The sequence below is a fragment of the Pseudomonas sp. NPDC089534 genome (assembly GCF_044749305.1).
GTDB classification, from domain to species: domain Bacteria; phylum Pseudomonadota; class Gammaproteobacteria; order Pseudomonadales; family Pseudomonadaceae; genus Aquipseudomonas; species Aquipseudomonas ekonensis.
This window is the reverse complement of record NZ_JBIVHR010000048.1, coordinates 14247-38291: the sequence shown is the minus strand read 5'-3', so window position 1 is coordinate 38291 and position 24045 is coordinate 14247. Positions and strand designations below refer to the sequence as shown.

General features: G+C 66.9%; 23 protein-coding genes. 12 read left to right on the top strand and 11 right to left on the bottom strand.

Annotation, left to right across the window (positions count from 1 at the left end):
- Window positions 1-66: 66 nt before the first annotated feature.
- From ACIP0B_RS16275 to zur, 6 genes are all read right to left on the bottom strand, one after another.
- Window positions 67-741, bottom strand: a complete 675-nt coding sequence (locus ACIP0B_RS16275; protein WP_400833638.1) for a methionine ABC transporter permease — start codon at window positions 739-741, stop codon at window positions 67-69.
- A complete protein-coding gene (locus tag ACIP0B_RS16270; RefSeq protein ID WP_400833636.1) occupies window positions 741-1748 on the bottom strand; it encodes a methionine ABC transporter ATP-binding protein in 1008 nt (335 codons plus the stop codon). Before ACIP0B_RS16270 ends, ACIP0B_RS16275 begins: the two co-directional genes overlap by 1 nt.
- Before the next feature lie 204 nt (window positions 1749-1952).
- The gene (locus ACIP0B_RS16265) at window positions 1953-2666 is read right to left on the bottom strand and encodes a PA5502 family lipoprotein (RefSeq protein ID WP_400833633.1); all 714 of its coding nucleotides are present in this window, start codon (window positions 2664-2666) and stop codon (window positions 1953-1955) included.
- Between the two features lie 37 nt (window positions 2667-2703).
- Complete coding sequence (znuB, locus tag ACIP0B_RS16260) at window positions 2704-3492, bottom strand: zinc ABC transporter permease subunit ZnuB (RefSeq protein WP_085579404.1); 789 nt, start codon at window positions 3490-3492, stop codon at window positions 2704-2706.
- A complete protein-coding gene (gene znuC, locus ACIP0B_RS16255) occupies window positions 3485-4270 on the bottom strand; it encodes a zinc ABC transporter ATP-binding protein ZnuC (RefSeq protein WP_400833631.1) in 786 nt (261 codons plus the stop codon). Before znuC ends, znuB begins: the two co-directional genes overlap by 8 nt.
- A complete protein-coding gene (gene zur, locus ACIP0B_RS16250; protein ID WP_400833628.1) occupies window positions 4270-4752 on the bottom strand; it encodes a zinc uptake transcriptional repressor Zur in 483 nt (160 codons plus the stop codon). The genes znuC and zur overlap by 1 nt, the downstream gene beginning before the upstream one ends.
- A gap of 57 nt (window positions 4753-4809) precedes the next feature.
- Between zur and ACIP0B_RS16245 the strand changes: the two genes are divergently transcribed.
- On the top strand, window positions 4810-5739 hold the full coding sequence (locus ACIP0B_RS16245) for a zinc ABC transporter substrate-binding protein (RefSeq protein ID WP_400833626.1): 930 nt from the start codon (window positions 4810-4812) through the stop codon (window positions 5737-5739).
- 82 nt (window positions 5740-5821) lie between these two features.
- On the opposite strand, the gene ACIP0B_RS16240 is transcribed toward ACIP0B_RS16245, so the two are convergent.
- A complete protein-coding gene (locus ACIP0B_RS16240; protein WP_400833623.1) occupies window positions 5822-6799 on the bottom strand; it encodes an NADPH:quinone reductase in 978 nt (325 codons plus the stop codon).
- A gap of 164 nt (window positions 6800-6963) precedes the next feature.
- Here ACIP0B_RS16240 and hemF point away from each other — a divergent pair, with 164 nt between their 5' ends.
- Window positions 6964-7878 carry an oxygen-dependent coproporphyrinogen oxidase gene (gene hemF / locus ACIP0B_RS16235; protein ID WP_217894350.1) on the top strand — a complete coding sequence of 305 codons (915 nt, stop codon included), beginning with the start codon at window positions 6964-6966 and terminating at the stop codon, window positions 7876-7878.
- Window positions 7879-7887: 9 nt separating this feature from the next.
- On the top strand, window positions 7888-8709 hold the full coding sequence (gene aroE / locus ACIP0B_RS16230) for a shikimate dehydrogenase (RefSeq protein ID WP_400833621.1): 822 nt from the start codon (window positions 7888-7890) through the stop codon (window positions 8707-8709).
- A gap of 114 nt (window positions 8710-8823) precedes the next feature.
- Here aroE and ACIP0B_RS16225 read toward each other — a convergent pair whose 3' ends face one another.
- The 3 genes from ACIP0B_RS16225 to betC form a co-directional block, all read right to left on the bottom strand.
- Entirely contained in the window at window positions 8824-10392 is a 1569-nt protein-coding gene (locus tag ACIP0B_RS16225) for a SulP family inorganic anion transporter (protein ID WP_400833618.1), read from the bottom strand.
- Between the two features lie 212 nt (window positions 10393-10604).
- Window positions 10605-11525 carry a choline ABC transporter substrate-binding protein gene (gene choX, locus ACIP0B_RS16220; protein ID WP_400833616.1) on the bottom strand — a complete coding sequence of 307 codons (921 nt, stop codon included), beginning with the start codon at window positions 11523-11525 and terminating at the stop codon, window positions 10605-10607.
- A gap of 16 nt (window positions 11526-11541) precedes the next feature.
- Complete coding sequence (gene betC, locus ACIP0B_RS16215) at window positions 11542-13056, bottom strand: choline-sulfatase (protein ID WP_400833614.1); 1515 nt, start codon at window positions 13054-13056, stop codon at window positions 11542-11544.
- Window positions 13057-13170: 114 nt separating this feature from the next.
- Between betC and ACIP0B_RS16210 the strand changes: the two genes are divergently transcribed.
- On the top strand, window positions 13171-14121 hold the full coding sequence (locus ACIP0B_RS16210) for a choline sulfate utilization transcriptional regulator (RefSeq protein ID WP_400833611.1): 951 nt from the start codon (window positions 13171-13173) through the stop codon (window positions 14119-14121).
- A gap of 32 nt (window positions 14122-14153) precedes the next feature.
- A complete protein-coding gene (locus ACIP0B_RS16205) occupies window positions 14154-14480 on the top strand; it encodes a DOPA 4,5-dioxygenase family protein (RefSeq protein WP_400833609.1) in 327 nt (108 codons plus the stop codon).
- Here the strand turns inward: ACIP0B_RS16205 and ACIP0B_RS16200 are convergent, their stop codons facing one another.
- Complete coding sequence (locus tag ACIP0B_RS16200; RefSeq protein ID WP_400833607.1) at window positions 14481-14882, bottom strand: GFA family protein; 402 nt, start codon at window positions 14880-14882, stop codon at window positions 14481-14483.
- A 322-nt stretch (window positions 14883-15204) separates the two neighbouring features.
- Here ACIP0B_RS16200 and ACIP0B_RS16195 point away from each other — a divergent pair, with 322 nt between their 5' ends.
- The 7 genes from ACIP0B_RS16195 (at window position 15205) to ACIP0B_RS16165 (ending at window position 24044) form a co-directional block, all read left to right on the top strand.
- Window positions 15205-16512, top strand: a complete 1308-nt coding sequence (locus ACIP0B_RS16195) for a CitMHS family transporter (RefSeq protein ID WP_085579342.1) — start codon at window positions 15205-15207, stop codon at window positions 16510-16512.
- A gap of 70 nt (window positions 16513-16582) precedes the next feature.
- Window positions 16583-17350 (top strand): TerC family protein, encoded by a 768-nt coding sequence (locus ACIP0B_RS16190; RefSeq protein ID WP_400833604.1) that lies wholly within the window; start codon window positions 16583-16585, stop codon window positions 17348-17350.
- A 292-nt stretch (window positions 17351-17642) separates the two neighbouring features.
- Entirely contained in the window at window positions 17643-19301 is a 1659-nt protein-coding gene (locus ACIP0B_RS16185) for a Na/Pi cotransporter family protein (RefSeq protein ID WP_400833601.1), read from the top strand.
- A 130-nt stretch (window positions 19302-19431) separates the two neighbouring features.
- Window positions 19432-20820: a M16 family metallopeptidase gene (locus ACIP0B_RS16180; protein WP_400833598.1), complete on the top strand. Its 1389-nt coding sequence runs from the start codon at window positions 19432-19434 to the stop codon at window positions 20818-20820.
- Between the two features lie 192 nt (window positions 20821-21012).
- Entirely contained in the window at window positions 21013-22041 is a 1029-nt protein-coding gene (locus ACIP0B_RS16175) for a DUF5924 family protein (RefSeq protein WP_400833596.1), read from the top strand.
- Window positions 22042-22095: 54 nt separating this feature from the next.
- Window positions 22096-23244 carry an MlaE family lipid ABC transporter permease subunit gene (locus ACIP0B_RS16170; protein ID WP_400833593.1) on the top strand — a complete coding sequence of 383 codons (1149 nt, stop codon included), beginning with the start codon at window positions 22096-22098 and terminating at the stop codon, window positions 23242-23244.
- A complete protein-coding gene (locus ACIP0B_RS16165) occupies window positions 23241-24044 on the top strand; it encodes an ABC transporter ATP-binding protein (RefSeq protein ID WP_400833590.1) in 804 nt (267 codons plus the stop codon). Before ACIP0B_RS16170 ends, ACIP0B_RS16165 begins: the two co-directional genes overlap by 4 nt.
- Window position 24045: the final 1 nt, after the last annotated feature.

Here is a 24045-nt window from a genome sequence, read left to right as displayed (position 1 = left end):
ATCCGCCGGCGGCGCCTTAGCGCCTGCCGGGGAAGGCCGGCTCATGTTTTTCTGTGACAGGATCGATTATTTGCGCGAGAAGTGGACGACCAGCCGGTCGCCCGCCATTTGCAGCACTTGCACCAGAATCAGCAGCAGTACGACGGTCACGACCATCACGTCGGTCTGGAAACGCTGGTAGCCGAAGCGGATCGCCAGGTCGCCCAGACCGCCGGCGCCGACCACACCGGCCATCGCCGTGTAGGACACCAGTGTAATCGCTGTCACCGTAATCGCCGCGAAGATGCCCGGACGGGCCTCCGGCAGCAGGGCGTTGACGATGATCTGCCGGGTGGTCGCGCCCATCGACTGGGTCGCTTCGATGATGCCGCGGTCCACCTCGCGCAGGGCGGTTTCCACCAGCCGCGCGAAGAACGGCGTCGCGCCCACCACCAGCGGCGGAATCGCACCGGCCACGCCCAGCGAGGTGCCGGTGATCAGCACGGTGAACGGGATCATCACGATCAGCAGGATGATGAACGGCAGCGAACGCAGGATGTTCACCACCAGCGACATGATCGCGTAGACGCCGCGGTTCTCCAGCAACTGGCGCGGGCTGCACAGGAACAGCAGCACGCCCAGCGGCAGGCCCAGCAGGACGGTGAACAGCAGCGAGCCGCCGAGCATCATCAGGGTGTCGCCGGTGGCCAGCCAGATTTCCAGCCAGTCGATGTTTTCGAACAGGGTCTTGAGCAGTTCCATCAGCGGAGCACCTCCATGTGAACGTCGGCGGCGGTGAAGCGGGCGAACGCCGCGTCCATGTCGCCGCCGGTGACGGCGAGGGTCAATTGCCCGTAGGGAACGTCTTTGATGCGGTCGATGCGGCCGGCCAGGATGCTGTAGTCCACGCCGGTCTCCCGGGCGACGGTGCCCAGCAGCGGCGCGTAGGTCGCATCGCCCTGGAAGGTCAGGCGCACGATGCGGCCCGGCACGTGGGCGAAGTCGTCGCGCTGCTCGTTTTCGTCGATCTGCTCGTCTTCCTGGACGAAACGCTTGGTGGTCGGGTGCTTCGGATGCAGGAACACGTCGGCCACCGGGCCCTGCTCGACGATCGTGCCGGCGTCCATCACCGCCACCTGGTCGCAGACGCGGCGGATCACGTCCATCTCGTGGGTGATCAGTACGATGGTCAGTTTCAGCTCGCGGTTGATCTCGGCCAGCAGTTGCAGCACCGAGGCGGTGGTCTGCGGATCGAGGGCGCTGGTGGCCTCGTCGCACAGCAGGATCTTCGGCTTGGTCGCCAGGGCGCGGGCGATGCCGACGCGCTGCTTCTGGCCGCCGGACAGTTGCGCCGGGTACTTTTTCGCGTGGTCGGACAGCCCGACCCGCGCCAGCAGCTCGTCCACACGGCGGTCGATCTCGCTGCGCGACAGTTCGCCGGCCAGGGTCAGCGGCAGCGCGACGTTGTCGGCCACGGTCTTGGACGCCAGCAGGTTGAAGTGCTGGAAGATCATCCCGACCTGCTGACGGAAACGGCGCAGGCCGTTGGCGTCCAGCGCGGTGATCTCTTCGCCGTCGACGGTGATCTTGCCGCCGCTGGAATCCTCCAGGCGATTGATCAGACGCAGCAGGGTGCTTTTCCCCGCGCCGGAATGGCCAATCAGGCCGAACACCTGACCGTTCTCAATCGACAGACTGGTCGGGTGCAGCGCAGTGATGTCCTTACCGGCGACGCGGTAAGTCTTATGGACGTTTTGAAACTCGATCACGTAGCGAACCTTGTGGGGCGCGTTGAAAAGGGTCAGCGGTTAGCCGGGCGCGCATTTTAGCCTGTCCGTATAGAGGTTCTTAGCATTTATTTCGCAAACAACCTTTCTTTTGGCAATAACGCGATCAAAGGTCATCGAAGAACGGGGGGAGCGCCAGGCTGAAGGCCGCCGCTCCCGCAGGACTCGCGCCTTGCCCGCGTCGCCTTACGGTTTGCGCGGGCTCAGCACCATCTGCGCGGGCACGGTGCGCACGGTCTGCTTGCGGATCTGCAGGTCGAAGTCCGGATCGAGCTTCTTCACCCGCTTGGTCAGCAGGGTCGCCAGCCACGGATAGTCGTCGGTGCGCGGCGCCTGGAGGGTCACCGCGCAGTCGTAATTCACCACATCGGCGGCGATCGCATCCAGTTGCCGACGCAGTTTGCGGCTATCGGTGATGTTCAGCGCGACGGTGGTGCTCTCGGCGGCCGGGTCGATCACTCGGGCCTTGGGTTTGGATTCTGCGGCCTGCAACGCCGCTTCAGCCTTTTCCAGCTCGGCCTTGCGGGCCTCGGTGATGGCGCCGTTGACGCCGCCGGTCAGGGCCGGGGCCTTGGGCATGAGGGCGCGGGCACGGCTCAGGGCCATGGCGGCAGCGTTCACGTCGCCCTTCTGCAGCACGATCTGGCTGCGGCGCAGATAGGCTTCGGCCAGTTGCCGCTGGTACTGCTCGAGGGACTGGTCGTTGGGGGTTTCAGCCTGCAAGGCCGCCAATTGGTCTTCGGCGGTGGCCAGTTCGCTGCTGGCCAGGCTTTGCTCCAGTTGTGCGATGGCCGTGGCCCGCGCGTCGGGGGCTTCGGCCACCGGCGGCGTGCTTTGGCAAGCGCCCAGCAGCACGGAAAATGCGACAAGGAGCAGATAACGGGAGGCGAACGGCTTCATTCCTGCGACTCTCTAATTGCGCAAAAAGCGAGCAAGTCTACACCCCTCGACGGGGCAGGACAAAACTGAGCAGAAACAGTGCGGCCGCCGTCACAACGATCGAAGGGCCGGCCGGCGTGTCCTTGAACCAGGACAGCGCCAGCCCGCCGCACACGGCCAGCATGCCCAACAGGCTGGCGCCCAGCGCCATCTGCTCCGGGGAGCGGGCGTGACGCTGTGCCGCAGCCGCCGGGATGATCAGCAAGGAGGTGATCAGCAGCACGCCGACGATCTTCATCGCCACCGCGATCACCACCGCGATCAGCAGCATCAGCGCCATGCGCAGCCCGGCCACCGGCAAGCCTTCGACCTTGGCCAGCTCTTCATGCACGGTGATCGCCAGCAGCGGCCGCCACAGCGTCACCAGCAACGCCAGCACCGCCGCGCTGCCGCCGAGGATCCAGGCCAGGTCGGTGGGGCTGATCGCCAGCAGGTCGCCGAACAGATAGGCCATCAGGTCGATCCGCACTTCATGCATGAAGCTTAGTACCACCAGGCCGAGGGAGAGCGTGCTCGGCGCGAGAATTCCCAGCAGCGTGTCGGAGGCCAGCGGCTGACGCTGCTGCAGCGTCACCAGCACCACCGCCAGCAGCAGGCAGCCGACGGTGACCGCCACGGTCGGGCTGACATCCAGCAAAAAGCCCAGCGCCACGCCCAGCAGGGCGGCATGGGACAGGGTGTCGCCGAAGTAGGCCATGCGCCGCCAGACCACGAACGAGCCGAGCGGCCCCGCGACCACCGCCAGCGCCAGACCTGCAAGCAGGGCGTAGAACAGAAAATCAGCCATGCTTGCAGCCATCTCCGTGAACATGGGGTTGGCCCGCCGGGGCCGCCTTGACCACCGAGCCGTGCAGGTCGTGGGCGTGGTCGTGATGGTGGTGATAGATCGCCAGGCTCGGCGCGTTGTTGCCGAACAGCTCGACGAAGGCCGGGTCGCCGCTGACCTGCTCGGGATGCCCGGAGCAGCAGACGTGGCGGTTGAGGCAGACCACCTGGTCGGTGGTGCTCATCACCAGGTGCAGGTCATGGGAGACCATCAGCACGCCGCAGCCGTGGCGGTCGCGCAGGCGCGTGATCAGGCTGTACAGCTCGGCCTGGCCGGCCACGTCGACGCCCTGCACCGGTTCGTCCAGCACCAGCAGCTCGGGCTCGCGCAGCAGCGCCCGGGCCAGCAGCACGCGCTGCATCTCGCCGCCGGAAACGCTTTGCACCGGGCTGTCGATGACGTGTTCGGCGCCGACTTCCTTGAGCGCCGCCAGGGCCCGCGTGCGGTCGACGCCCGGCACCAGGCGCAGGAAACGCAGCACCGACAGCGGCAAGGTCGGATCGACGTGGAGCTTCTGCGGCATGTAGCCGACCCGCAGCTTCGGCTTGCGCCAGACGCGGCCGCTGTCCGGCTTGAGCAGCCCGAGCACGGCGCGCACCAGGGTGGTCTTGCCCGCGCCGTTGGGGCCGATCAGGGTGACGATCTGGCCCGGCTCGACGCTCAGGTGAATGTTGTCCAGCACGTTCTGCCCGGCGAACCGGACCGCCACCTGCTCGAGACGGATCAGCGTGTCGCTCATCAAGCCCCCCGGCAGCCGGAGCAGAGGCCGACCACTTCGACGGTCTGGGCCTCGACGACGAAGCCGACATCCTTGGCGCCGTGGATGATCGCGTCGCTGATGGCCTTCTGTTCAAGCTCGATGGCGGCGTGACATTGGCGGCAGATCAGGAACTGGCCCTGATGCGCGTGTTCCGGGTGGACGCAGCCGATGAAGGCGTTGAGCGAGGAGATGCGGTGCACCAGGCCGTTCTCCAGCAGGAAATCCAGCGCCCGGTACACGGTCGGCGGCGCGGCGCGGCGGCCGTCCTGCTCGCTCAGCACCGCCAGGATGTCGTAGGCGCCCAGCGGCTTGTGGCTCTGCCAGACCAGCTCCAGCACCCGCCGGCGCAGCGCGGTCAGGCGCAGGCCCTTGCGTGCGCACAGGGCGTCGGCCTCGGACAGAGCGCTGTGCACGCAATGAGAGTGGTCGTGGGGGCGGCTGGCAATCGGTGTAATGGGCATGAGCGGCGACGAGTTTGGCTAGAGACGTTATTATGTTACCCGTTCTCGCCTCCCTGAGTGGTCATCGTGTCCCGACTTTTTTCTGTTTTTGTCGCATTCGTCACCGGTTTCCTGCTGAGCGGCCCGGCCCAGGCCGAGGTCAAGGTGCTCACCAGCATCAAGCCGCTGCAACTGATCGCCGCCGCCGTGCAGGACGGCACGGCGATTCCCGAAGTGCTGCTGCCGCCCGGCGCCTCGCCGCACAACTATGCCCTGCGCCCGTCAGACGTGCGCAAGGTGCAGTCGGTGGATCTGCTGTACTGGATCGGTCCGGACATGGAAGGTTTCCTGCCCCGCGTGCTGAAGGGCCGCACGCTGCCGAGCGTCGCGGTGCAGGATCTGCCCGGCCTGAAGCTGCGCCGCTTCGCCGAGGACAGCCACTCCCACGCCGAAGAGGCGGACGAGCATGACCACGATCACCGTCCGGGCACCCTGGACGCGCATTTGTGGCTGTCTCCGGTGAACGCGCGGGTGATCGCCGACAAAATGGCCGCCGACCTGAGCGCCGCCGACCCGGCCAACGCCCAGCGCTACCAAAGCAATGCCAAGGCGTTCGACGGGCGCCTCGATGCGCTGGACGCACGCCTGAAGAAACGCCTGGCCGGCATCGAAGGCAAACCCTACTTCGTGTTCCACGAAGCCTTCGACTACTTCGAGGACGCCTACGGCCTCAAGCACGCCGGCGTGTTCAGCGTCGCGGCGGAAGTGCAGCCGGGCGCGCAGCATGTCGCCGCGATGCGGGCGCGGCTGCAGGAAGTCGGCAAGACCTGCGTGTTCAGCGAACCGCCGCTGCGCCCGCGCCTGGCGGAAACCCTGGTGGCCGGCCTGCCGGTGAAACTGGCGGAACTGGATGCGCTCGGCGGGTACACCCCGGCGACCGCCCAGGGTTATGAGCAGGTGCTTGAAAAGCTGGGCAATGACCTGGCGGGCTGCCTGGAGTCGCTGTAACGACCGGCATCCGCAGGAGCCGGCCGCCCCATCCGACATCAAGGGCAGCCGGCCCGCCGCTTCCGCGCCACCCTGCGGTGGCTCAAGGCAACAGAATGGTCGAGCCGGTGGTGCGCCGCGCCGACAGCTCGGTCTGCGCCTTGGCGGCGTCCGCCAACGGATAGCGCTGGCCGATCTCCACCTTGAGCTTGCCGGCGGCGATCATCCCGAACAGTTCGTCGGCCATGCGCTGCAGGTTCTCGGCATTGTTGGCGTAGGTCGCCAAGGTCGGCCGGGTCACGTACAGCGAACCCTTGGCCGCCAGGATCCCCAGGTTCACGCCCTCCACCGCGCCGGACGCATTGCCGAAGCTCACCACCAGCCCGCGCGGGGCCACGCTGTCCAGCGAGGCCGGCCAGGTGTCCTTGCCGACGCCGTCGTACACCACCGGGACTTTCTTGCCGTCGGTCAGCTCCAGCACCCGTTGCGCGACGTTTTCGTGGCTGTAGTCGATGGTCGCCCAGGCGCCGTTGGCCTTGGCCAGTTCAGCCTTTTCCTTCGAGCTGACGGTGCCGATCAGCTTCACGCCCAGGGCCTTGGCCCACTGGCAGGCGAGCAGGCCGACGCCGCCGGCCGCCGCGTGGAACAGAATGGTTTCGCCGCCCTTGAGCTCGTAGGTCTGGCGCAGCAGGTACTGCACGGTCAGGCCCTTGAGCATCACGCCGGCGGCGGTCTCGAAACCGATGGCGTCCGGCAGGTGCACCAGGTTGGCTTCGGGCAGGACATGCACGTCGCTGTAGGCCCCCAAAGGGCCGCTGCCGTAGGCCACGCGGTCGCCGACCTTGAACCGGGTCACGGCGCTGCCCACCGCCTCGACGATGCCGGCGCCCTCGGCGCCGAGCCCCGACGGCAGGGCCGGCGGCGAATAGAGGCCGCTGCGGTAGTAGGTGTCGATGAAGTTCAGGCCGATGGCCTTGTTGCTCACGCGGACCTGCTGCGGGCCGGGCTCGGCGGGCGAGTAGTCGACGTACTCGAGCACGTCGGGGCCGCCGTGGGCGCGGAACTGGATACGCTTGGCCATCTGCCTGCTCCTTGAGACATTCGGGAAGCCTGCTATCGAACCCCCAAGCTTGATCTTCGTCAACTGCGGCAGGTTCGCCTGCGATGGTATGCTGTGCGCCCATTTGCGCGGCGTCCCCTGTTTGCGGGGGCCGCGCGCTGTTTTGCCCGATCCAAGGTGATGCCATGACGACCCGCACCGACGCCGTAAAGGCGTATCTGCTCGACCTGCAAGACCGCATCTGCGCCGCGCTGGAGACCGAAGACGGCGGCACGCGCTTCGTCGAAGACGCCTGGTCCCGCCCGGCCGGCGGCGGCGGTCGTACCCGGGTGATCGAGAACGGCGCGGTGATCGAAAAGGGCGGCGTCAACTTTTCCCACGTCTTCGGCAGCGGCCTGCCGCCGTCGGCCAGCGCCCACCGGCCGGAGCTGGCCGGACGCGGCTTCGAGGCCCTGGGCGTGTCGCTGGTGATCCATCCGCACAACCCGCACGTGCCGACGTCCCACGCCAACGTGCGCTTCTTCATCGCCGAAAAGGAAGGCGAGGAGCCGGTCTGGTGGTTCGGCGGCGGCTTCGACCTGACCCCGTACTACGGCAACGAAGAAGACTGCGTGCACTGGCACCGCATCGCCGCGCAGGCCTGCGCGCCGTTCGGCCCGGACGTCTACCCGCGCTACAAGGCCTGGTGCGACACCTACTTCCACATCAAGCACCGCCACGAGCCGCGCGGCATCGGCGGCCTGTTCTTCGATGACCTGAACGAGTGGGACTTCGACACCAGCTTCGCCTTCATGCGCGCCATCGGCGATGCCTACATCGACGCCTACCTGCCGATCGTCCAGCGCCGCAAGCACGAGGCGTTCACCGCCAAGCAGCGCGAGTTCCAGGAGTTCCGCCGCGGGCGCTACGTCGAGTTCAACCTGGTCTACGACCGCGGCACCCTGTTCGGCCTGCAATCGGGCGGGCGCACCGAGTCGATCCTGATGTCGCTGCCGCCGCAGGTGCGCTGGGCCTACGACTGGAAAGCCGAGCCCGGCAGCGAAGAGGCGCGCCTGACCGACTACTTCCTGCAAGACCGCGACTGGCTGGCCCAGGCCTGAGGAGTGTCGATGGACCGTTACGTCGTTTTCGGCAACCCGATCGGCCACAGCAAGTCGCCGATGATCCACAGCCTGTTCGCCGGGCAGACCGGCCAGCAGCTCGACTACAGCACCCTGCTGGCGCCGCTGGACGGCTTCAGCGACTGCGCCAAGGCGTTTTTCCGGGAGGGTCGCGGCGCCAACGTGACTGTGCCGTTCAAGGAAGAGGCCTACCGCCTGGCCGACAGCCTGACCGCCCGCGCGCAACGGGCCGGCGCGGTGAACACCCTGAGCCGGCAGGCCGACGGCAGCCTGCTGGGCGATAACACCGACGGCGCCGGACTGGTGCGCGACCTGACGGTCAACGCCGGTTTCAGCCTGACCGGCAAACGCATCTTGCTGCTGGGGGCCGGCGGTGCGGTGCGCGGCGCGCTGGAGCCGTTGCTGGCCGAGCGGCCGGCGTCGGTGATCATCGCCAACCGCACGGTGGACAAGGCCGAGCTGCTGGCCGAGCTGTTCTGCGACCTGGGGCCGGTGTCGGCCAGCGGTTTCGACTGGCTGCAGGAGCCGGTGGACGTGATCATCAACGCCACCTCGGCCAGCCTCACCGGCGACGTGCCGCCGATCGCCCCGAGCCTGATCGAGCCGGGCAAGACCCTGTGCTACGACATGATGTACGGCAAGGAACCCACCGCGTTCTGCCGCTGGGCCAGCGAACACGGCGCCGGGGTGGTGATGGACGGGCTGGGGATGCTCGCCGAGCAGGCGGCGGAAGCGTTTTTCCTGTGGCGCGGGGTGCGCCCGGATACCGCACCGGTGCTGGCCGAACTGCGCCGCCAATTGGCGCAGTGACCCCACTGCCTGTGGCGAGGGAGCTTGCTCCCGCTCGGGTGCGAAGCGCCCGCCAACAGGCATGGGGCTGCTGCACAGCCCGGCGGGAGCAAGCTCCCTCGCCACAGGGGCGGGTCAGTCCTCGAAGCGGATCGGGCACTTCTGCGGCCCTTCCAGCTTGAGCAGCTCCTCCACCACCTGCGGCCGGGCCCGGCGCAACGTCAGGCAACGGTCCTGGCTCAGCAGGCGCCGCGCTTCCTGGTGCAGCATCTCCACCCCTGAGTAATCGATGAAGTTGATCTGCTGCGCCTCGATCACCACCCGCGCGCCGTGCAGGCGTTGCAGGCGCACCTGCAGGTAGTGGCTGGCGCCGAAGAAGATCGAACCGCCGACCCGCAGCACATCGTCCTCGCCGTCGCGCCAATGCTGCACCCGCGGCTGCGAGGTGCGCTTGAGGTAGAAGAACAGCGACGCCAGCACCCCGGCGTAGATCGCCGTCTGTAGCTCCAGCAGCAGCGTGGCGGCGCAGGTCAGGGCCATCACCGCGAACTCGGCGCGGCTGACCCGCAGCAAGGCGCGCAGGCCGCGATGGTCCACCAGCCCCCAGGCGATCAGCAGGATGCTGCCGGCCATGGCCGGAATCGGGATGTGCGCGATCAGCCCGGCGCCGAACAGCGCGAACAGCGCCACCCACACCGCCGAAAACACCCCGGCCAGCGGCGAGCAGGCGCCGGCCTCGTAGCTCAGCCCCGAGCGGGTGAACGACCCGGCGGACAGCGAACCGGAAAAGAACGCACCGACGATGTTCGACAGCCCCTGGGCGCGGACTTCCTGGTTGGCGTCGAGCAACTGCTGCGAACGGGCGGCGATGGACCGGGCGATCGACAGGCTGGTGACCAGCCCGAGCATGCCCACCGCCACCGCGCTGGGCAGCAGGCGCAGGATCAGGTCCAGATCCAGCGGCAACGCGCTGAACGGCGGCAGGCTGCCGGTGAACGCGCTGACCAGTCGCACATGGCCGAACATCGCCGGCCACAGCCACACCAGCAGGCTGCCCAGCGCCAGGGTGATCAACAGGGTCGGCCAGCGCGGCAGCAGGCGCTTGAGCGCGGCGCCCACCCCCACCGTGGCCAGGCCCAGGGCCAGCGACGGCTTATCCACAGCCCCCAGGTGGCCCAGCAGGTCCGTCAGGCTCGCCAGTGCCGTGGCCTTGGCCGGCAGGTCCAGGCCCAGCAGATTCGGCAACTGGCCGACGGCGATCACCACCGCCGCGCCGAGGGTGAAGCCGAGCACCACCGAGTGCGACACGAAGTTCACCAGGGCGCCGAAACGCAGCAGGCCGAGCAGCCACTGGAAGATCCCGGCCAGGAACGTCAGCAGCAGGATCAGGGTGATGTAGTCCTGCGAGGCGGGGACGGCCAACGGGCTGACGCTGGCGTACAGGACGATCGAGATCGCCGCCGTCGGCCCGCAGATCAGGTGCCAGGACGAGCCCCACAGGCAGGCGATCAGCACCGGGACGATCGCCGCATAAAGACCGTACTCGGGCGGAAGACCGGCGATCAGGGCGTAGGCGATCGACTGGGGCAACGCGAGGATCGCGCCGCTGAGGCCGACGATCAGGTCGCGTCCGACGCTGGCGCGGGTTTGCCGGGGCAGCCAGGTCAGGAAGGGCAAGAGTGAGCGGCGGCTGGGGAGGGCCATGGATCCTCTCGGATGGAATTTTGCGCAAGGGTATCAGGCACACACCCTTACGGGTGGCTTGTGGCTTGTGGCTTGTGGCTTGTGGCTTGTGGCTTGTGGCGAGGGAGCTTGCTCCCGCTGGAGTGCGCAGCGCTCCCAAATCCGGCAGCCCGGCCTTCAGGCTTCGCAACCATTGCGCAGCCCGACGGGAGCAAGCGCCCTCGCCACAGGGTTCAGAGCCGGGCCTTGACCGCAGGCAGCGCGTCTTTGCCGTCCACGGTCTTCACCCCGTCCAGCCACTTCTCCAGCACCGCCGGGTTGGCCTTGATCCACGCCTTGGCCGCGTCGGCGTTGCTGATCTTCTTGTTCACCACCTCGGCCATGATGCTGTTCTCCATCTGCTGGGTGAACGACAGGTTGGTCAGCAGCCGGCCCACGTTCGGGCAGGCCTCGGCGTAGCCTTTGCGGGTCAGGGTGTGCACGCTGCCGGTGTCGCCGAAGTACTTCTCGCCGCCCTTGAGGTAATGCATTTTCAGCTGCACGTTCATCGGGTGCGGCGTCCAGCCGAGGAAGGTGACGAACTTCTGTTTCTTCACCGCCCGCGACACTTCGGCGAGCATCGCCTGTTCGCTGGACTCGATCAGCTTCCACTGGCCCATGCCGAAGTCGTCCTTCTTGATCATCTCCTGCAGGGAAATGTTGGCCGGCGCGCCGGAGCCGATGCCGTAGATCTTCTTGTCGAACTTGTCGGCGTACTTGTTCAGGTCGGCGAAGTCATGCACGCCAGCGTCCCACACGTAGTCGGGCACGGCCAGGGTGAATTCGGTGCCGTCGAGGTTCTTCGCCAGTTGGGTGACGTCGCCGGTGGCCACGAACTTGTCGTAGAACCCCTGCTGCGCCGGCATCCAGTTGCCGAGAAACACATCGACCTGGCCGTCCTTCAGGCCGCCGAAGGTGATCGGCACCGCGAGGGTGTCGACCTTGGGCTTGTAGCCCATGCCGTCCAGCAGGAACCCGGTGATGGCGTTGGTGGCGGCGATGTCGCTCCAGCCGGGGTCGGCCATTTTCACGGTTTCGCAGCTTTGCTCGGCCCAGGCCTGGGCGCTGCCCAGCGTGATCAGGCCGACCGTCACGATTGTGGATAACTTGACCATGGACTTCCCCTTTGCGTTATTGGTTTTGGCAGGGTTGTGGATAACGGGCCTTGCGCTCCAGGTCATCGAGGTCGATGTGGTTGCGCATGTACTGCTGGCTGGCGTCCACCAGCGGCTGGTGATCCCAGCTCTTGAGTGCGCCGAGGGTCAGCGCCCCGGCGACGAAGCGCCGCCGCCGCTGGCTGGCGAGCACGTCCCGCCGGATCGCCGGGACGTCCCAGCGGGCCCGCGCTTCGGCGAGAAAATCGTCGAACAGCTGGCGATGCTGCGGTGAATGGCTGAGTTCTTCCTGTTCACGCGGGTCGTTGTCCACGTCAAACAGCAGGCAAGGGTCGTCTTCACTGTAGATAAACTTGTAGGCACCGCGCCGGATCATCATCAGCGGGCCCACCGTGCCTTCGGCCATGTACTCGCCGAACACTTCGTCGTGCCCGCCCTGCCCTTGCAGGTGCGGCACCAGCGACCGGCCGTCCAGCGGCAGGCCCGGCTCCAGGCTGCCGCCGGCCAGTTCGACGAAGGTCGGCAGCAGGTCGGCGGTGGACACGGCGGCGCTGACGCGGCGGGCGCCGAACCGGCCGGGGGCGCTGATCAGCAGCGGCACCCGGGCGGCCATCTCGAACCAGTGCATCTTGTACCAGAGCCCGCGCTCGCCGAGCATGTCGCCGTGGTCGCCGGAGAACACGATGACGGTGTCGTCGACCAGACCGGTTTCCTCCAGGGTCTGCAGGAGTTTGCCGACGTTGTCGTCGATGTAGCTGCACGCGCCGAAGTAGGCGCGACGGGCGTCGCGGATCTTATCCACAGGCAGCGGCTTGTCCCACAGGTCGTAGACCTTGAGCAGGCGCCGGGAATGCGGATCGAGCGAATGTTGGTCCGGCGTGGCCGGAAGCGGGATGTCGGCATCGTCGTACAAGTCCCAGAAAGCCTTGGGAATCGTGTACGGGTCGTGCGGATGGGTCATCGACACGGTCAGGCAGAACGGCCGGTCGCCGTCCTCGCGGACATGGTCGTACAGGTACTGCCGGGCCTTGAACACCACTTCTTCGTCGAAATCGAGCTGGTTGGTGCGCACGCACGGCCCGGCCTGGAGCACCGAGGACATGTTGTGGTACCAGCTGGGGCGCACGTCCGGCTCGTCCCAGTTCACCGCCCAGCCGTAGTCGGCGGGGTAGATGTCGCTGGTCAGGCGTTCCTCGTAGCCGTGCAGCTGGTCCGGGCCGCAGAAGTGCATCTTGCCCGACAGCGCGGTGCGGTAGCCGAGGCGACGCAGGTAGTGGGCGTAGGTCGGGACGTCGGCGGGGAAATCGGCGGCGTTGTCGTAGGCGCCGATCTTGCTGGGCAACTGGCCGCTGACCAGGGTGAAGCGCGACGGCGCGCACAGCGGGCTGTTGCAGTAGGCGGCGTCGAACACCACGCCTTGGTCGGCGAGACGGCTGAGGTTCGGCAGCTTGACGGGCGACGGGCCGTAGAACGGCAGCATGGGCGCGGCCATCTGATCGGCCATGATGAAAAGAATGTTCTTGCGCTTCATGTGATCGCGGCATTCCATAGTGGAGAGTTATGCGACATTGCTGCGATTGAGCATGGATTCCATGCCCGGTTCGGTAAAGCCCGCGCCGAACAATGACTAGGATAAGCACCGCTTATGTATGAAGCCCTTGGCGACCTTTCGCTGGACCTGCTGCGCGCCTTCGAGGCGGCGGCCCGCCACCGCAGTTTCACCGCTGCGGCGGTGGAGCTGGGCACCACGCAACCGGCCGTCAGCCAGCAGATCAAGCGGCTGGAGGAACAGCTCGGCGCGCGGCTGTTCGACCGGATCTACCGGGGCATCGGCCTGACCGAGGCCGGCGCGTTGCTGTTCGAGCAGGTTGCCCTCGGTTTGCAGAACATCGATGCAGGATTGAGCGCGATCAGCGCACAACAGCAGCATGAAGTGTTGCAGGTCGCCACCGATTTCGCCTTCGCCGCCTATTGGCTCATGCCGCGCCTGCACCGTTTCCACGCGGCCAACCCGCAGGTGGACGTGAGCCTGGTCACCAGCGAGCGCAGCCACAACATGCTGCGCACCGACATCGACGTGGCGGTGCTGTTCGGCGACGGGCGCTTCAAGCAGGGCGAAAGCCACTGGCTGTTCAGCGAGGAAGTGTTTCCGGTGTGCAGCCCGCAACTGCTCAAGGACCGCACCCTGCCCCTGTCGCCCACGGCGTTGCTGGAGTTTCCGCTGCTGCACCTGCGGGGCGAGAACAGCAGCCGCTGGTTCGACTGGAGCGGGCTGTTCCGCGAACTCGGCCTCACCACTCCGCCGGCGCCGGGGCAATTGCGCTTCGACAACTACACGCTGCTGATCCAGGCGGCCATCGGCGGCCAGGGCGTGGCCATCGGCTGGCGCCACCTTGTGGATAACTTGCTGACCCAAGGCTTGCTGTGCCGGCCGATCGCCGAGACCACCCTGTCGCGGCTCGGCTATTACGTGGTGCTGCCCCCGCGCAAGCGACGCGGGGCATTGATTCAACGGTTCGTCGACTGGCTGATGGCCGAGCAGGCCGGCAGCGCGCAGTCGTTGAACGGACTGCCGTTGCCTTCGGTGGCGGTGTGAGCGGTTTTCAATTTCGATGCAGAGGATTGCAGATGCAACAGATCAAGGGTTATCACGCCCATGTCTACTACGATGCCGGCACGATCGAGCAGGCCCGGGCCTTGTGCGAACAGGCCGCGCAACGGTTCCCCCTGACGATGGGCCGGATGCACGAGCGCCTGGTCGGCCCGCACCCGGACTGGAGCTGCCAACTGGCGTTCGGCCCCGAGCTGATCGGCGACGTGCTGCCGTGGCTGGCGCTCAACCGAAAAGGGCTGGTGGTGTTCCTGCACCCTGACACCGGCGACGACCTGCTCGACCATACCGAGCACGCGATCTGGATGGGCGCGGTGCGGCCGCTGGACCTGTCCATTTTCTGATCAGAGGGTTTCTTCCGGTTCCCCCGGCAGGTGCTCGTCCAGGTGCAGCCACGGCAGCCGGCTGTCGGTCCAGATGTGCCGGTCGGCCGGCGCCTGCTCCGGGTGGTCGAGGGTGGCGACGGTGACGTCGATGCTCTCGGGGCTCAGCCGCGTCGCCAGCGCCAGCTGCGCCCCGCAGCGCGGGCAGAAGAACCGCGTGCAGGTGTCCGACGACGCATAGCGCGACGGCGCGCCGGCCAGCCAGCGGAAATCCGCCGCCGGCGCCGTCAGCCACGTGGTGACGATGCCGCCGCTGACCCGCCGGCAGATCGAGCAGTGGCAGTGGGCGATGTCATGCAGGGGCCCGCTGATCTGATAGCGGATGTGTCCGCAGTGGCAGCCGCCGTGGTGCAGTTCGTTCATGACCCTTCCCTCCCGTTCCCGGATCCATTGACTCTAGCCGCATCCGACGGCCGGTTGGCCGTTCGCCCGAAGCTTTCGGCGGCGAAAGCTGGCTGAAAGCTTCCCCGATTAGGATCGCCCCCACTGCCGGCACCAGACCGGCTGGCCAATGCGTGCGCAACGTCGCCCGCCCGGCCCAATTAACAACAACAATGGTGATTCCGATGTCCTCTGCAACCCGCCTCTTCGCTGTCACTCCGCCCGTACGTTCCGTGCTTCCCGTTCTGCGCTGATCCCCCAAGGTCCGCCCATTCCCTAGCCGCGCTACGCCTGGAGTATTCCCATGCTGACTTTCCTTGGCTTCGCCATGGTCATCACGTTCATGTTCCTGATCATGACCAAGCGCCTGTCCGCGCTGATCGCCCTGATCATCATCCCGATCCTGTTCGCGCTGTTCGGCGGCTTTGCGCCGAAGATCGGCCCGATGATGCTCGAAGGCATCACCAAGCTCGCGCCGACCGGCGTGATGCTGATGTTCGCCATTCTGTATTTCGCCCTGATGATCGACTCCGGCCTGTTCGACCCGGCCGTGCGCAAGATCCTCAAGCTGGTCAAGGGTGACCCGCTGAAGGTGTCGGTCGGCACTGCCGTCCTGGCGCTCGTCGTGTCCCTGGACGGCGACGGCGCGACCACCTACATGATCTGCGTGGCCGCCATGCTGCCGCTGTACAGCCGCATCGGCATGAGCCCGCGGATCATGGCCGGCCTGATCATCCTCGCCGGCGGCGTGATGAACATGACCCCGTGGGGCGGCCCGACCGCCCGTGCCGCCAGTGCGCTGCACGTGGACCCGTCGGACATCTTCGTGCCGATGATCCCGGCCATGGCCGCCGGTGTGGTGGCGATCCTGGTCATCGCCTACTTCTACGGCAAGCGTGAACGTGCGCGCCTGGGCGAGCTGCACCTGGTCGGCGACGAGATCGACCACAGCGAGATCAGCGTGTCGCAGTTCCCGGACGCCCGCCGTCCGAAGCTGATCTGGTTCAACGGCCTGCTGACCCTGGCCCTGATGTGCACCCTGATCGCCGGCCTGCTGCCGCTGCCGGTGCTGTTCATGGTGGCGTTCAGCATCGCGATGATCGTCAACTACCCTTGCCTGCAGCAGCAGAAGGACCGTGTCGCGGCCCACGCCGGCAGCGTGCTGTCAGTGGTCAGCCTGATCTTCGCGGCGGGTATCTTCACCGGTATCCTGTCGGGCACCGGCATGGTCGACGCCATGTCCAAGAGCCTGCTGGCGGTGATCCCCGATTTCCTGGGGCCTTACCTGGCGGTGATCACGGCGCTGGTGAGCATGCCGTTCACGTTCTTCATGTCGAACGATGCGTTCTACTACGGCGTGCTGCCGGTGCTGTCCGAAGCGGCCAGCCATTACGGCATCACCGCGGTGGAAATGGCCCGTGCCTCGATCGTCGGCCAGCCCGTCCACCTGCTCAGCCCGCTGGTGCCGTCCACCTACCTGCTGGTGGCCCTGGCCGGGATCGAGTTCGGCGACCACCAGCGCTTCACGCTCAAGTGGGCAGTGCTGGTCTGCCTGTGCATACTGGCGGCCGCGCTGCTGTTGGGGACTTTCCCGCTGTTCAGCACGCTGTAACGGCACCACACTTCCACGTCGCCAGCGCCATGCTGGCGTCGTGGTTTAACACTCGCTCAAAGGAATACACATGGAATGGCTGACCAACCCTGAGATCTGGGTTGCCTTCTTCACCCTGACCGCCCTGGAGATCGTCCTGGGGATCGATAACATCATCATGATTTCGATCCTGGTCAGCCGCATGCCCAAGCACATGCAGGCCCGCACCCGGATCTTCGGCCTGGGCCTGGCCATGATCACCCGGATCCTGTTGCTGCTGTCGATCACCTGGGTCATGCGCCTGACCGCCGACCTGTTCGTGGTGTTCGGCCAGGGCATCTCCGGCCGCGACCTGATCCTGTTCTTCGGCGGCCTGTTCCTGCTGTGGAAAAGCTCCCAGGAGATGTACCACGCGCTGGAAGGCGAAGACGAAAGCGACGACGCGCCTTCGGGCAAGGGCGGCAACTTCCTCTACACGATCATCCAGATCGCGATCATCGACATCGTGTTCTCGCTGGACTCGGTCATCACCGCCGTGGGCATGGTCTCCCACGTGCCGGTCATGGTCGCCGCGATCGTCGTGGCCGTGCTGGTGATGATGCTGGCCTCGGGCAAGATCAGCGAGTTCATCGACAAGCACCCGTCGCTGAAGATGCTCGCGCTGTCGTTCCTGCTGGTGGTCGGCACCGTGCTGATCGCCGAAGCGTTCGACGTGCATGTGCCTAAAGGCTACGTCTACTTCGCCATGGCGTTCTCGCTGGCCGTCGAAGCGGTCAACATCAAGATGCGCGGCGCGATCGCCCGGAAGAAACAGCAGCAGGAGCCGGTGAAGCTGCGCAAGGACATTCCGGGCCAGTAACCCGTCAGGTCATGCGCCACACCCTGTGGGAGCGGGTTTGCCCGCGATGGCGGTCCGTCAGTCGACCCAACGGTCGAACGTGACGGCCCCATCGCGGACAGGCCCGCTCCCACAGTCTTTTGGCGGTGGGCCATTGCTCTGTTTTCATGACACTTTTGTTTCAATCGACGCTTGGGCTGTGCGATGCTGGCGCCCAGACCGTTAGCCGACTACAGCTTAAGTACAACACGTAGAAAACGCGCGGCACCGTTCACTTGCCCCACTGGGGCGCCGTCATCACAGGGGGCCTGCAATGCTCACCCTGCTCAATCTGCTTTCCGCCGTGGCCCTGCTGATCTGGGGCACGCACATCGTCCGCACCGGGATCCTGCGGGTCTACGGCTCCAACCTGCGCCACGTCATCGGCCAGAACATGTCCAAGCGCTGGCTGGCCTTCATCGCCGGCATCGTCGTGACCGCCATGGTGCAGAGCAGCAACGCCACCGCCATGCTCGTCACCTCGTTCGTCGGCCAGGGCCTGATGGCGCTGACCCCGGCGCTGGCGACCATGCTCGGCGCCGACGTCGGTACGGCGCTGATGGCGCGGGTGCTGACCTTCGACCTGTCGTGGCTGTCGCCGCTGCTGATCTTCATCGGGGTGATCTTCTTCCTGTCGCGCAAGCAGACGCGGCTGGGCCAGATGGGCCGGGTCGCCATCGGCCTGGGGCTGATCATTCTGGCGCTGCAGCTGATCGTCGAAGCGGCCACGCCGATCACCCATGCCCAAGGGGTGAAGGTGATCTTCGCCTCGCTGACCGGCGACATCCTGCTCGACGCCCTGGTCGGCGCCCTGTTCGCGATGGTTTCCTACTCCAGCCTCGCCGCCGTGCTGCTGACCGCGACCCTGGCCGGCGCCAGCGTGATCAGCCTGCCGGTGGCGATCGGCCTGGTGATCGGCGCCAACATCGGCAGCGGCGTGCTGGCGTTCATGAGCGCCAGCATGCAGAACGCCGCCGGCCGGCAAGTGGCGCTGGGCAGCCTGCTGTACAAACTGATCGGGCTGCTGCTGATCATTCCGGTGCTCGACCCGTTGGTGCACTGGCTGGACAGCCTGGATTTCAGCGCCCAGGAAATGGTCATCGGCTTCCACCTGCTCTACAACAGCGTGCGCTGCCTGATCCTGCTGCCCAGCGTCGGGCCGATGGCGCGGCTGTGCGCCTGGCTGCTGCCGGAGCGCGAACAGGCCAACGGCACCGCACGGCCCCGCCATCTCGACCCGACGGCGCTGACCACGCCGAGCCTGGCCCTGGCCAACGCCGCCCGGGAAACCCTGCGCATGGGCGACCTGATCGACAACATGCTCGACGCCGCCCTCGATGCGCTGCGCGGCAAGCAGACCGCCGTCACCCAGGAAGTGCGCCGGCTGACCGATGACGTCGAGGCGCTGTACAGCGCGATCAAGCTGTACCTGGCGCAGATGCCCCGGGAGGACCTGGGCGAACAGGACAGCCGCCGCTGGGCAGAAACCATCGAGCTGGCGATCAACCTCAAGCTGGCCGCCGACCTGATCGAACGCATGCTGCGCAAGGTGCAGCAGCAGAAGACCTCGCAGCGCCGTTCGTTCTCCGACGACGGACTGGAGGAGTTGGCCGGGCTGCAGGGCCAACTGATCGCCAACCTGCGGCTGGGCCTGTCGGTGTTCCTCAGCGGCGACAAGGAAAGCGCCCGCCAACTGCTGCGGGAAAAGCGCCGGTTCCGCGCCCAGGAGCGGCGCCTGGCCCATGCCCACGTCAGCCGCCTGCAACGCAAGATCGTGCAGAGCATCGAAACCAGTTCGCTGCACCTTGAACTGATCGCGGACATGAAACGGCTCAATTCACTGTTCTGCGGCAGCGCCTATGTGGTACTGGAGACATCGGACACCGGCGCGCTGGCGGTGGACGACATGACGGACATCACGCATTCGCCTTGAACGTCTGCGGCCGTGGCCAGTCAGTTACAGTGGTTCGGCCTTCAGGCCCTCATCTGAAATGCATGCCCCGGCTGGCGATGAGGGCCTCGCAGACGCCCCGGATCCCCCTTCAGCCTTACGGAAACTCGTTATGCGTTGCCTGCTGTTCGCCTGCCTGCTGCTCGGTTCCCTGCCCGCCCTGGCCCTGGATCGCTTCCAGGTCGAAGGCTACGCCCTGCCCAACGGCCTGCAGGTGCTGCTCAAGCCCGGCACCGAACGCGGACATGTGGCGATCCGGCTGGTGGTCGGGGTCGGCATCGACGATTTCGGCTGCGACGAAAAGGAGCTGCCGCACCTGCTCGAACACCTGCTGTTCAGCGGCACCGACGCCACCGGCGAAGGCGGCCTGGAGGAACGCATGCAGGCACTGGGCGGCGAATGGAACGCCTTCACCAGCAACGCCGACACCACGTTCGTCATCGAGGCGCCGGCGAAGAACCAGCGCAAGGTGCTCGACCTGCTGCTGGACCTGCTGACCCGCACGCGCATCGACGACAACGCGATCAACGCGGCCAAACGCGTGGTCGAACGCGAGGACGGCGGCCATTACACGCACCTGCGCCGCTGGCTCGACCGCCAGGACCTGGGCCACAGCGCGAGCAATCAACTGGCGGTGGAACTGGGGCTCAAGTGCCCGCAGCGGGCCGAGGTCGACGGCCTGACCCGCGAGCAGCTGGAGAAAGTGCGCAAGGCCTGGTACGCGCCGAACAACATGACCCTGATCGTGGTCGGCGAGCTCGACCGGCTGCTGCCGGCCTATCTGGAACGGGCCTGGGGCGCGCTGCAGGCGGTCGACCCCAGCGAGCACCGGCCGTTGCCGGACATCAGCGCCAGCGCCGCCCACGAGCGCACGCTGATGCGCGGCTTCATCGGCAACGGCGCCAAGCTGCACTGGCTGGTGCCCGAGCCGGTGCTGGAAGACCAGTACGACGAGACCTTCGACCTGCTCAAGGAATACCTGGACTGGGCGCTGTACCGCCGCCTGCGCCTGACCCATGCGCTGTCCTACGGCCCGTGGGCCGAGCGCGAGGTGTTCGGCGGCGTCGGCTTCATGAGCCTCAACGCCGACGTGGACCGCGACGACATCGCCGAAGCCGAGCGCGAACTGGAAGGGCTCAAGGCCGACCTGCTCAGGGACGGCCTCGACCCCGACACCTTCGCCCGCCTCAAGCAGGCGGCCATCGCCCACCAGGCCTGGGCCGTGCAGGGCAGCAGCGCGCTGGCCGACTATTACTGGAGCGCCCTGGGCGACTACGAGGACGGCCGTTTCGCCGACCCCGCCCGGGAGCTGCAAGGGGTGACGCTGGAAGCGGCGAACAAGGCCATGCGCGAACTGCTGCTGCAACCGGGCTACCTGCGGATCGAGAAGCCGCTGCTCGGCGACGACCAGGTGCTGTGGCTGCTGGGCGGCGGCCTGGGCGCCCTGCTGCTGGTCCTGCTGGGCTGGCGCCTGCACCGCCGCAAGCCTGACAACCGCTGATCCTGTAGGAGCCAGCCTGCTGGCGATCGCGGTGTGTCATGCAACGGTGATGGGGCCGACACGAAGCCATCGCCGGCAGGCCGGCTCCCACAGGGGCCTGTCCGCTGATTTTACTGATCGGCAGCCTCGCCACGGCGCCCGGCGGGCGGTACTCTGTCGCAGTTTTTTCCTCGACCGCCGCGAACCGCCCCCATGCTCAAACTGACCCGACTGATCCAGCGCATCCTCGAACTGATGAAGCGCTATCCCGGGGTCATTGCGCTCGGCGGTTTCATCTCGGGGGCCGGCAGTTTCATCCTGGTGGACCGCCAGCAGGGGCTGGCCAGCTGGATCGCCACGATCATGCTGCTGAGCTGGATCTGGCTGATGCTGGAAAACAGCCTCACCCAACTGTTCACCCGGATCTTCAAGCGCGAGATCCCCGAGCCGCTGCTGCGCTACGCCACGCAGATGATCCACCAGGAAAGCCTGTTCTTCGTCCTGCCGTTCTTCTTCATCACCACGACCTGGAACAGCGGCCAACTGGTGTTCACCGGCCTGCTGGGCATCGCCGCGTTCATCTCGATCACCGACCCGCTCTACTACAAATGGCTGGCGCGGCGGCGCTGGGCGTTTCTGGCGCTGCACACCCTGACCCTGTTCGCCGCCCTCCTCACCGCGCTGCCGGTGATCCTGCACCTGACCACCTCGCAGAGCTTCAAATGGGCGCTGGGCATCGCCGTGGCGCTGTCGTTCCCCAGCCTGGCGTCGATCTTCCCGATCCGCACCGTGCGCAACGCGCTGGCCATCCTCAGCATCACCCTGGGCATCGGCGCCGTCGGCTGGGTGCTGCGCTCGTGGGTGCCGCCGGCCACGCTGTGGATGACGGACGTGGCGATCAGCACCCAACTGCAGGACCGCACCCCCGGCGACAGCCTCGAAGAGGTCAGCGTCGAGCAGATCCGCAACGGCGGGCTCTACGCCTACACCGCGATCAACGCGCCGCGCGGGCTGGACGAGCGGATCTATCACGTGTGGCAGTTCAACGGCAAAGAGGTCGACCGCATCGCCCTCGACATCCACGGCGGGCGCAAGGAAGGCTACCGGGCGTGGACGCACAAGCAGAACTTCCCGGCCAACCCGGCGGGCAAATGGCAGGTGCGGGTGCTGACCGAAGACGGCCAGATGATCGGCGTGCTGCGTTTCACCGTCCCGGACAGCACACCGGCCAAAGAAAAGTAATCCGGTTCGTGCTATTACGTAGGTTTCCGTAACCGCCGCACACGCACGGAGCCTATGACCAGCAGCCCGATGGCCGGCAACGCCCGGCTGGACACCTCGCTCACCCCTGCCCGCCTGCGGGTCACGGGCGACTGGACGCTGGCCCACTACGCCGGGCTCAAGCACCTTTGCCAAACGCTGCGCGGCCAGTACGGCGCCGACACCCCCATCGACCTCAACGGCCTCGGCACCCTCGACACCGCCGGCGCTTCGCTGCTGGTGGAACTGCTCGGCTCCGAACGCCTGGGCAAGTCCGCCGAACACCCCGACTGCACCCTCTCCGCCGCCGACCGGGCGTTGCTGCAGACCGTGTATTGCTCGCTGAGCGACTTCTGCGTGCCGGTCAAGGAGCCGGAAATCAGCGTCAGCGTGCAACTGCTGACCCGTATCGGCCGGGCGGTGGACACGGTGTGGCAGGACACCCTGCAGCTGCTGGGCTTCGTCGGCCTGATCCTGGAGACCATCGCCCGTGGGCTGCTTAGGCCCAAGCGCTGGCGGATCACCCCGGTGGTGGCCCACATCGAGCAGACCGGCCTCGACGCCGCGCCCATCGTCGCCCTGCTGACCTTTCTGGTGGGCGCGGTGGTGGCGTTCCTCGGGGCGACGGTGCTGGCCAGCTTCGGGGCGAGCATCTTCACCGTGGATCTGGTGGCGTTCTCCTTCCTGCGCGAGTTCGGCGTGCTGCTGACCGCGATCCTGATGGCCGGCCGCACCGCCAGCGCCTTCACGGCGCAGATCGGCTCGATGAAGGCCAACGAAGAGATCGACGCCATCCGCACCCTCGGGCTCGACCCGATGGAACTGCTGGTGGTGCCGCGGGTGCTGGCGCTGCTGGTGGCGCTGCCGATGCTGACGTTCCTGGCGATGCTCTGCGGCATCGTCGGCGGCGGCGTGGTCTGCGCGGTGTCGCTGGGGATCTCCCCGGCGATGTTCCTGTCGCTGCTGCAGACCGACATCGGCGTCCAGCACTTCCTGGTGGGGCTGGTGAAGGCGCCGGTCTTCGCGTTCATCATCGCGGCGATCGGCTGCCTTGAGGGCTTCAAGGTCAGCGGCAGCGCCGAATCGGTCGGCGCCCACACCACCTCCAGCGTGGTGCAGTCGATTTTCGTGGTCATCGTGCTCGATGCGGTGGCCGCACTGTTCTTCATGGAGATGAGCTGGTGAGCCGTCCACCCCGTGCCCCCGCCGAGGCGGTGATCGAAGTCCGCGGCCTGTGCAACCGTTTCGGCCGCCAGAGCGTGCACGAGAACCTGGACCTGGATCTGTACAAGGGCGAGATCCTGGCCGTGGTCGGCGGCTCCGGCAGCGGCAAGTCGGTGCTGCTGCGCAGCATCGTCGGCCTGCGCCGGCCCAGCGAAGGCAACGTCACGGTGTTCGGCCAGAACCTGCCGAGCCTGCCCGAGCATGAGCGTTCGCTGATCGAGCGGCGTTTCGGCGTGCTGTTCCAGAAGGGCGCGCTGTTCTCCTCGCTGACCGTGACCGAGAACGTCGCCCTGCCCCTGATCGAGCACGCGGGCCTGAGCCGCGACGACGCCGAGCACCTGGCGGCGGTGAAGCTGGCGCTGGCCGGGCTGCCGCTGTCGGCGGCGGACAAGTACCCCGCATCCCTGTCCGGCGGCATGATCAAGCGCGCGGCGCTGGCCCGGGCGCTGGCGCTGGACCCGGACATCCTGTTCCTCGACGAACCCACCGCCGGGCTCGACCCGATCGGCGCCGCCGCGTTCGACCAACTGATCCTGACCCTGCGCGACGCCCTGGGGCTGAGCGTGTTTCTGGTGACCCACGACCTGGACACGCTCTACACCATCACCGACCGGGTGGCGGTGCTGGCGCAGAAGAAGGTGCTGGTGGCCGGGCCGATCGACGCGGTCTCGGAAACCGACGACGCGTGGATCCACGAATACTTCCACGGCCCCCGCGGCCGCTCGGCGCTCGGCGCCGCTTCACAGCTCAACGAGGTCTGAC

What these genes read in the sequence shown, in the direction of transcription:
- znuB (WP_085579404.1), bottom strand. Translation starts at nt 3,492, where the DNA reads ATGGCTGATTTTCTGTTCTACGCCCTGCTTGCAGGTCTGGCGCTGGCG.
- ACIP0B_RS16170 (WP_400833593.1), top strand. Translation starts at nt 22,096, where the DNA reads ATGACCAGCAGCCCGATGGCCGGCAACGCCCGGCTGGACACCTCGCTC.
- ACIP0B_RS16205 (WP_400833609.1), top strand. Translation starts at nt 14,154, where the DNA reads ATGCAACAGATCAAGGGTTATCACGCCCATGTCTACTACGATGCCGGC.
- betC (WP_400833614.1), bottom strand. Translation starts at nt 13,056, where the DNA reads ATGAAGCGCAAGAACATTCTTTTCATCATGGCCGATCAGATGGCCGCG.
- ACIP0B_RS16265 (WP_400833633.1), bottom strand. Translation starts at nt 2,666, where the DNA reads ATGAAGCCGTTCGCCTCCCGTTATCTGCTCCTTGTCGCATTTTCCGTG.
- ACIP0B_RS16180 (WP_400833598.1), top strand. Translation starts at nt 19,432, where the DNA reads ATGCGTTGCCTGCTGTTCGCCTGCCTGCTGCTCGGTTCCCTGCCCGCC.
- ACIP0B_RS16225 (WP_400833618.1), bottom strand. Translation starts at nt 10,392, where the DNA reads ATGGCCCTCCCCAGCCGCCGCTCACTCTTGCCCTTCCTGACCTGGCTG.
- ACIP0B_RS16185 (WP_400833601.1), top strand. Translation starts at nt 17,643, where the DNA reads ATGCTCACCCTGCTCAATCTGCTTTCCGCCGTGGCCCTGCTGATCTGG.
- hemF (WP_217894350.1), top strand. Translation starts at nt 6,964, where the DNA reads ATGACGACCCGCACCGACGCCGTAAAGGCGTATCTGCTCGACCTGCAA.
- znuC (WP_400833631.1), bottom strand. Translation starts at nt 4,270, where the DNA reads ATGAGCGACACGCTGATCCGTCTCGAGCAGGTGGCGGTCCGGTTCGCC.
- ACIP0B_RS16195 (WP_085579342.1), top strand. Translation starts at nt 15,205, where the DNA reads ATGCTGACTTTCCTTGGCTTCGCCATGGTCATCACGTTCATGTTCCTG.
- ACIP0B_RS16240 (WP_400833623.1), bottom strand. Translation starts at nt 6,799, where the DNA reads ATGGCCAAGCGTATCCAGTTCCGCGCCCACGGCGGCCCCGACGTGCTC.
- choX (WP_400833616.1), bottom strand. Translation starts at nt 11,525, where the DNA reads ATGGTCAAGTTATCCACAATCGTGACGGTCGGCCTGATCACGCTGGGC.
- aroE (WP_400833621.1), top strand. Translation starts at nt 7,888, where the DNA reads ATGGACCGTTACGTCGTTTTCGGCAACCCGATCGGCCACAGCAAGTCG.
- ACIP0B_RS16200 (WP_400833607.1), bottom strand. Translation starts at nt 14,882, where the DNA reads ATGAACGAACTGCACCACGGCGGCTGCCACTGCGGACACATCCGCTAT.
- ACIP0B_RS16275 (WP_400833638.1), bottom strand. Translation starts at nt 741, where the DNA reads ATGGAACTGCTCAAGACCCTGTTCGAAAACATCGACTGGCTGGAAATC.
- ACIP0B_RS16175 (WP_400833596.1), top strand. Translation starts at nt 21,013, where the DNA reads ATGCTCAAACTGACCCGACTGATCCAGCGCATCCTCGAACTGATGAAG.
- ACIP0B_RS16210 (WP_400833611.1), top strand. Translation starts at nt 13,171, where the DNA reads ATGTATGAAGCCCTTGGCGACCTTTCGCTGGACCTGCTGCGCGCCTTC.
- ACIP0B_RS16190 (WP_400833604.1), top strand. Translation starts at nt 16,583, where the DNA reads ATGGAATGGCTGACCAACCCTGAGATCTGGGTTGCCTTCTTCACCCTG.
- zur (WP_400833628.1), bottom strand. Translation starts at nt 4,752, where the DNA reads ATGCCCATTACACCGATTGCCAGCCGCCCCCACGACCACTCTCATTGC.